Here is a 6,000-nt window from a genome sequence, read left to right as displayed (position 1 = left end):
CGGATGGCGATGCGGTCCTCGAGCAGCTTGTTGTAGATGAACCGGGCGCAGCCGATCGTCTTGATGAGGAACTCGGCCTGTGCCGGCGTCGGATGGAGCCTGTATGTGTAGCCTTTCAGCATATCTATCCCTCCTCCCTCCAGAAGATCGTGATGTGTCCTCCTCATCCGATACCCACGGAGGGGGAGGGAGAATCTGACAGAATCACGAACTTCTGTTCGTCATATCTGTCACAGGGAAAAAGAGTTTTGGACCGGGCGATTCATCCCCCACCTACGCCGGGATACACCCTGAGACGCTTAGAGGAGGGAGAATTCTCGCCTTATTTAGTTAAAAAATGCTCTTACTCGCGGTCAAGAGAACTTATTTGTTACAATGAGAAAAAGGTAGGTTCATTCTTATGATTAAGGACGTGTTGAATTGGCTACATTAAACTCAAACCAATCGATAAATACCCGTTTTTCGATGGCGCCTAACATTCGTCTCCGGCACCTCACCCCGATTTTACTATATGCGTTCGTTCAGTTGTTCCCGCTCGTCATCAGCGAAGTAAGACCGGAATGGCTGACGGAAACGTTCGTCGGGCTCTGGCTCGCCATCGGATTTGGTGTGACGATTGTTCTGTCGATTTTACTCATCTGGCCGGACTTGAAACAATACAAGGCGCAAGGCATTCAGTCGAACTTGAACGACACGGTCAAATGGATCGGGCTCGGGATTTTGATGCAATATGGACTTGTCATCGTGGCGAACTTGATTGAGACGGCCATCTCGGGTGAACTGGTCGAGTCGATGAACACACAAAACATTGCCGATATGGTGGAAGTCATTCCACTCATGATTTTGCCGGTTGTGTTACTCGGACCCATTATCGAAGAGATTCTCTTCCGTCATATTTTATTCGGAAACTTGAACGCACGCTTCGGGTTCTGGATTGCCTTTGCGGTCAGTTCGATCCTGTTTGCGCTCATCCACCAAGACAATCGATTCCTCGTATACGTTGCGATGAGCTTCGCGTTCTCATACGCGTATGCGAAAACGAGACGATTAATCGTGCCAATCGCCATCCACGCGTTCAACAACGCGCTCGTGATGCTCGTATTATTTTTAATGTAGAAATGAGGTGGCAGTTATGCCGCGACAATTAAAAGTGATGTTGCTCTTTAGTCTTTCGTTCGGTGTGTTGTTCACCGTCCTCGCGTACTTCTCGGTACAAGAGTACGGCTTCAGCTTTTGGACGTACTTTATCATCGCCGTCGCCGCTTACGACTTTTTCAAAGTGTATCAAATCCTGACACTTGCCCGAAAAGTCAAAAAAGAAGGCACGGACAAATCCGCATAATGAAACCCCGAGTCTTATGAACTCGGGGTTTTTATTGACCTCTTACAGCAGATATTGAACACTAATTCGCCCCGCATGATTATAATTACATTATTAAGTATAAAATGGAAATGGGGGCTGGTGTAATGTTTAAAAATCTTGTGAATAACTTAGCGGTTACTGTCCCAGTCGAGGCATCATTACTTCAATCTTTTATAGGTCCAAAAATCAAAGAACTATCGGATGTCACGGTGGCAGTGACGGAAGGACAACTCATCTTAAGTGGAACCAAAAAAGTTGGAGTATCCTTTTTTTCAAAAGATGTACGTTTTAAATTAACAGTTATACCTAAAGAAGCCTTAGGACGAAAAATTGTTTTCTCCGTTGTCAGCGTTGAACCAACTGACAAGGAGATGTTCAACGCTATGTTTTTAAACCATGATCCCTATATTTCCTATGATGCTCGCACTCTCACTCTAGATTTGACTACGATGGGAATCCTTCAAAGAGTAAAGGTTGGAAACATTAAATCCCTTGCCCTAGAAGAAGGCCGTATCATTTTAATCGTTGGTGCCTGAATCAAGATCAATTATTGCGTTCCTGATTATTGAAACGATACGAGAAATTCATTTTATTTTTTCACCATCCCCGAGTCTTACGAGCTCGGGGTTTTACTTATAGTTGTCACTTTCGATTGATCCTGTATTTCTTCTTGATAGACACTCCGAATGAGCAGTCCACGCAGACCAAACAACACACCTAATGCGACATAAATGGCATCAATCAATGAGATTTGTGGTTCATCCAAGAAGAAATTGATGACCACGCCAATGACCAGCAAACCGTAAATCGTGATGTTCATGAGTGTCGCATCGACTTGTCTCATAATTCTCTTCGTCACCTTTTCCTCAAGCTTTTCAATTTCTTCGTGTCGATAACCATAAATCGCAAATCCTAGGCCTGTGATTGACAAGGCGACGAACTCACCATCCCATAGCGCGAATAAAAACAGTCCTACAAAAAAGATCATGAACCCAATGAGTAACTTCTTACGCACCATACCCCTCCTTACGACGGAATCCATAGTTTTGCAAAATCAAAATAACCGAACAAGTCGACACAGACATCCTTTAGCTCGACCGGGAACGGAATCGTCCGCTCCTCGTTATAGAGCGGAATGAAGTACGACTTCTCTTTCAACTCGCGCTCGATTTCTCGGTGCAACGACAACCAGTCCTCAAATGGCAAGTCGTCATACCGTTCGATTCGTTCCGCTAATCCCTCCATGTAAGGGAACACCTTATGCGGCGGCGAGTATTCGTTCGTCATGAACTGTTCAAAGCCGAGCGTCACGTTCCGTTCGAACACTTCCCCGTGAACGACCAGGTCGACGTATTCATAATACGTTTTGTCGTGAATCGAATCTTTGAAACTGATGGGTACGAACTCATAGGCAATCCCATGACGCGTCAACATCTCGGAAATCCAGTCGGTCGTATCGTTCGTATAGTCCGTCTGTTTGATTCGTATCGGACGGTCGAACGTGACGGGTGCCCCTTTTGGAACATCATACGTCTCACTCAGCGAACCGAGAAACCCTCGGTCGTTCGGTGTTCTTCGCTCATTCAACGTCCCAATCTCCGGACGAATCTCCGCAATCAAGCGATGTATATAATGCCTCGCCTCTTCATTAGCGAACACACTATTCGGATGACTGTTTAAGATGACAAGCCCGAATCCGGACGGTGTCGAGATGTGTCCGGTCTCTTTGGAATCTCTTGATGAGATGCGATACGTCGGATCATATCCGTCCGGCACTTTGATAAACTCGACCCGGTCCAGGAGCGCCCGCACCCCAAAATAATTTTCGAAGGCGAGGAGGATTGTCTTTTCCTTGTCATGGCGATCCAATTGAAACGGTCCTGTCCCAACGCTCCCTTTGGCGATGCTCGTATGAATCATCGACAGTTTCGGGATGTAGGAATTTCGGCGCCGGTCGAGCGTGACATCGACGCGATACGTGCCGTTCGATGCGATATGCCGGACATGCCGGTACATATAGCGATACACGTCCGACTGAACGAGTGTGCGTAAACTCTTCGTCACGTCTTTACTCGTCATGAGCGACCCGTCATGGAAACGGACGCCTTTTCGAAGAAACAAGACGAGCGTACTTCCTTGCCATTCGTAATGATGGGCAAGCTCTCCTGTGACCTCTCCGGACGCATCAATCATGAAGAGACGATTGAATACGTTTTGGACGAGGTGGGCGCTATGAATGTCAGCCGCCTCAAGCGGATGTGTTGTCAAAAAGTGACGACGGCGCGGAATGATGAGCGCATCGCTCGATGTTTGGACGTAACCGAACTTTTTCTCGAGCTGACGCATGAACCGACCAGCCTGCGCAGGCGACCAGTCCCATTCCAACTGACTCGTCACCGCTTCGACCGACTCTTTCTCCATGCGTTCGAGTAGCTGTTTCGCCAAGTCGCGCTCCACGTGTCGCAGCCATTCAAGTCGCGTCAAATTCCCGCGACCGCGTCCGCTCGTATACGTGAGCCATCCTTCTTCTTGCCATCTTGCCAAATGGCGCTTCGTCTGTTTCGGGCTTAAATGAATGGCTTCCGCCATATCGGAAATCATGTACGCTCCGTCCCGACACTCTTTCCACAAACGAAATAAATATGCATCCACGTCGCATCCCCCTTAAAAGTGGACATCATTTCCCCATGTCGTCCATTTTTCAAATCCATTGTCTTGTTTATCATACAGGTACAGAATGGAAGGTGACAAGATGAAATGGAAAGATATACCTAAGCCAATTAAAGTACGACTCGTGACATCATTTTTTAATCGTTCGGTCTCATTCGCCATCATGCCGTTCATGGCACTTCTCTTTGTCAAAGCGTTCAATGAATGGATTGCGGGTGTCTTCTTAGTCTCGCTCGTCTGTCTCGGATACGTCATCGGGTTAATCGGGGGATACCTCGCTGATAAATTTTCACGGAAGCGACTCCTCGTGTTGACGGCTAGCCTCACAGCATCGATGTTTCTCGTCATGACGCTCAGTCTCCAGTTCGACCAAATGATCGTCTTCATGATCGCCTATACGATCTTCACGGTCACAAATAACCTCGGTCGGCCGGCGATGAGCGCGATCATCATCGATGCGACGACGCCGGAGAACCGAAAAGCCGTATACGCGCTCGATTACTGGTTGATCAACTTATCGATCACGATTGGGACGGCGCTCGGAGGCTGGCTCTATGTCAGCAATCAATTGTTACTATTTTGGATTTTGACGTTCACGTCGAGCATGTTGCCGATCGCGTACGCTATCTTCCTTGAAGACACGAAACAGACGTGGACCTCACAAAAGCTCAAGCTCGTCTTCGTCGACGTGTTCCAAAGCTATCAAATCGCCTGGCGTGACCGCCCGTTCGTCAAAGTCGTCTTCGGCTCGATGTGTATTCTCGCTGCCGAGTTCTCGATGGGCAGTTACGTCGCCGTCCGACTCGCCGATTCATTTAAACCGCTCTCGTTCGAAGACTGGACGATCAACGGGGTGCGGATGATGAGCCTCATTCAAATCGAGAACACGCTCATCGTCGTCGCATTGACGTTCTTCATTCAACGTCTCGCTTCACGCTTCTCAAATAAACACACGCTACTCGGCGGACTCGCGTTGTACACAATCGGCTACGCGGTCATCACGAGTGCGAATTCGATGATGCTCCTCCTCGGCTTCATGCTCATCGCCACGTTCGGGGAATTGTTGTACTCACCCGTATTGAACACGGAGAAGGCGAACATGATGCCAGAAGACCGACGTGGTGCGTACTCAGCATTTGCCGGGACGTCGTTCGCCGGTGCCGACTTCTTATCGCGCTCGACGATTTTGATCGGATCGCTTCTCACACCGTTCATGATGAGCGTCTATATCGGACTGTTGGTCAGCTTCGGCTGCTTCCTCGTCTTTAGCGGAATTTATGTAAAAGAAAAGCTCGTCCTACGACGAGCGGCTTCCTAAATAAAACCCATCCTTTCTCATGCGAAGGGATGGGTTTTAATCGAGCTGTTCTTGGTGCATGGCATAAATCAATGTCAACGCCCGGATACAGAAGACTGTCGAGAAGCCGTAAATGCTCAGCTCGAGCAACGAAACAGATGGATATTGTAAGCCTAGCGAGGCGACATAGCCTACTAAACAAAGCAAGACGACAAGTGTGATGGTCCACTCATCCGACTTCCGCTTCATCTTCTCGGCTAACCCCTTCTCTTCTTTTTCTACACGCTCCCGTTGCCAAAAGTAAAAGAACAAGGCATACATCGCAAAAGAGGTTCTTGGAACGTCGCCTAAAAGTAAATCAAAAATGATGAGACCTAAAAATAAGTATGTCCCTAACTGATAGCCGCTCTTCATTTGAAGACGCGAACGAAGTGATCCGTTTGATTTCCACTTCATAATCCAATCACCGCCACGGTCAACCCGCCGTAGACGAACCCGAGTACGATTGCCCCGATGGCCATACGCTTATATTGTGGATATTGATGAAGCACAACCGCCCCACCGACGACGTGAACAAACGCGACGATGAACGTCAAAATCGGAAAAAGCATAGCAAACCTCTTTTCTTTTTAGGAAATCATGGAAACAAATCCATTTTCCGATATACTAG

At 47.9% G+C, this 6,000-nt stretch carries 9 protein-coding genes; 4 read left to right on the top strand and 5 right to left on the bottom strand.

What is annotated here, in order from left to right:
• Positions 1–122 (bottom strand): helix-turn-helix domain-containing protein (locus KNP62_RS15210; protein WP_214786325.1); only part of this gene is annotated, 122 nt, incomplete at its 3' end.
• A 298-nt stretch (positions 123–420) separates the two neighbouring features.
• Between KNP62_RS15210 and KNP62_RS15205 the strand changes: the two genes are divergently transcribed.
• The 3 genes from KNP62_RS15205 (at position 421) to KNP62_RS15195 (ending at position 1,899) form a co-directional block, all read left to right on the top strand.
• Entirely contained in the window at positions 421–1,116 is a 696-nt protein-coding gene (locus tag KNP62_RS15205; protein WP_251125745.1) for a CPBP family intramembrane glutamic endopeptidase, read from the top strand.
• 16 nt (positions 1,117–1,132) lie between these two features.
• Positions 1,133–1,342 carry a YdiK family protein gene (locus KNP62_RS15200; protein WP_214786321.1) on the top strand — a complete coding sequence of 70 codons (210 nt, stop codon included), beginning with the start codon at positions 1,133–1,135 and terminating at the stop codon, positions 1,340–1,342.
• A gap of 125 nt (positions 1,343–1,467) precedes the next feature.
• On the top strand, positions 1,468–1,899 hold the full coding sequence (locus tag KNP62_RS15195) for a hypothetical protein (RefSeq protein WP_214786319.1): 432 nt from the start codon (positions 1,468–1,470) through the stop codon (positions 1,897–1,899).
• Positions 1,900–1,976: 77 nt separating this feature from the next.
• On the opposite strand, the gene KNP62_RS15190 is transcribed toward KNP62_RS15195, so the two are convergent.
• Positions 1,977–2,378, bottom strand: a complete 402-nt coding sequence (locus KNP62_RS15190) for a hypothetical protein (RefSeq protein ID WP_214786317.1) — start codon at positions 2,376–2,378, stop codon at positions 1,977–1,979.
• 11 nt (positions 2,379–2,389) lie between these two features.
• Positions 2,390–4,015: an ABC transporter substrate-binding protein gene (locus tag KNP62_RS15185; protein WP_214786315.1), complete on the bottom strand. Its 1,626-nt coding sequence runs from the start codon at positions 4,013–4,015 to the stop codon at positions 2,390–2,392.
• Positions 4,016–4,115: 100 nt separating this feature from the next.
• Here KNP62_RS15185 and KNP62_RS15180 point away from each other — a divergent pair, with 100 nt between their 5' ends.
• Positions 4,116–5,351: an MDR family MFS transporter gene (locus tag KNP62_RS15180; protein ID WP_214786313.1), complete on the top strand. Its 1,236-nt coding sequence runs from the start codon at positions 4,116–4,118 to the stop codon at positions 5,349–5,351.
• 36 nt (positions 5,352–5,387) lie between these two features.
• On the opposite strand, the gene KNP62_RS15175 is transcribed toward KNP62_RS15180, so the two are convergent.
• Both KNP62_RS15175 and KNP62_RS15170 read right to left on the bottom strand, forming a co-directional pair.
• The gene (locus KNP62_RS15175; protein WP_214786311.1) at positions 5,388–5,786 is read right to left on the bottom strand and encodes a hypothetical protein; all 399 of its coding nucleotides are present in this window, start codon (positions 5,784–5,786) and stop codon (positions 5,388–5,390) included.
• Positions 5,783–5,941, bottom strand: a complete 159-nt coding sequence (locus KNP62_RS15170; RefSeq protein ID WP_214786310.1) for a hypothetical protein — start codon at positions 5,939–5,941, stop codon at positions 5,783–5,785. The genes KNP62_RS15175 and KNP62_RS15170 overlap by 4 nt, the downstream gene beginning before the upstream one ends.
• Positions 5,942–6,000: the final 59 nt, after the last annotated feature.

It is taken from the genome of Exiguobacterium sp. s183 (assembly GCF_018617655.1).
GTDB lineage: Bacteria > Bacillota > Bacilli > Exiguobacteriales > Exiguobacteriaceae > Exiguobacterium > Exiguobacterium aestuarii_A.
The sequence above is the reverse complement of the archived record's forward strand: the minus strand, read 5'-3'. Positions and strand labels throughout refer to the sequence as shown.

Excerpts from the sequence above, each read along its gene's own strand:
- KNP62_RS15200 (WP_214786321.1), top strand. The coding sequence starts at position 1,133 with ATGCCGCGACAATTAAAAGTGATGTTGCTCTTTAGTCTTTCGTTCGGT.
- KNP62_RS15195 (WP_214786319.1), top strand. The coding sequence starts at position 1,468 with ATGTTTAAAAATCTTGTGAATAACTTAGCGGTTACTGTCCCAGTCGAG.
- KNP62_RS15180 (WP_214786313.1), top strand. The coding sequence starts at position 4,116 with ATGAAATGGAAAGATATACCTAAGCCAATTAAAGTACGACTCGTGACA.
- KNP62_RS15175 (WP_214786311.1), bottom strand. The coding sequence starts at position 5,786 with ATGAAGTGGAAATCAAACGGATCACTTCGTTCGCGTCTTCAAATGAAG.
- KNP62_RS15170 (WP_214786310.1), bottom strand. The coding sequence starts at position 5,941 with ATGCTTTTTCCGATTTTGACGTTCATCGTCGCGTTTGTTCACGTCGTC.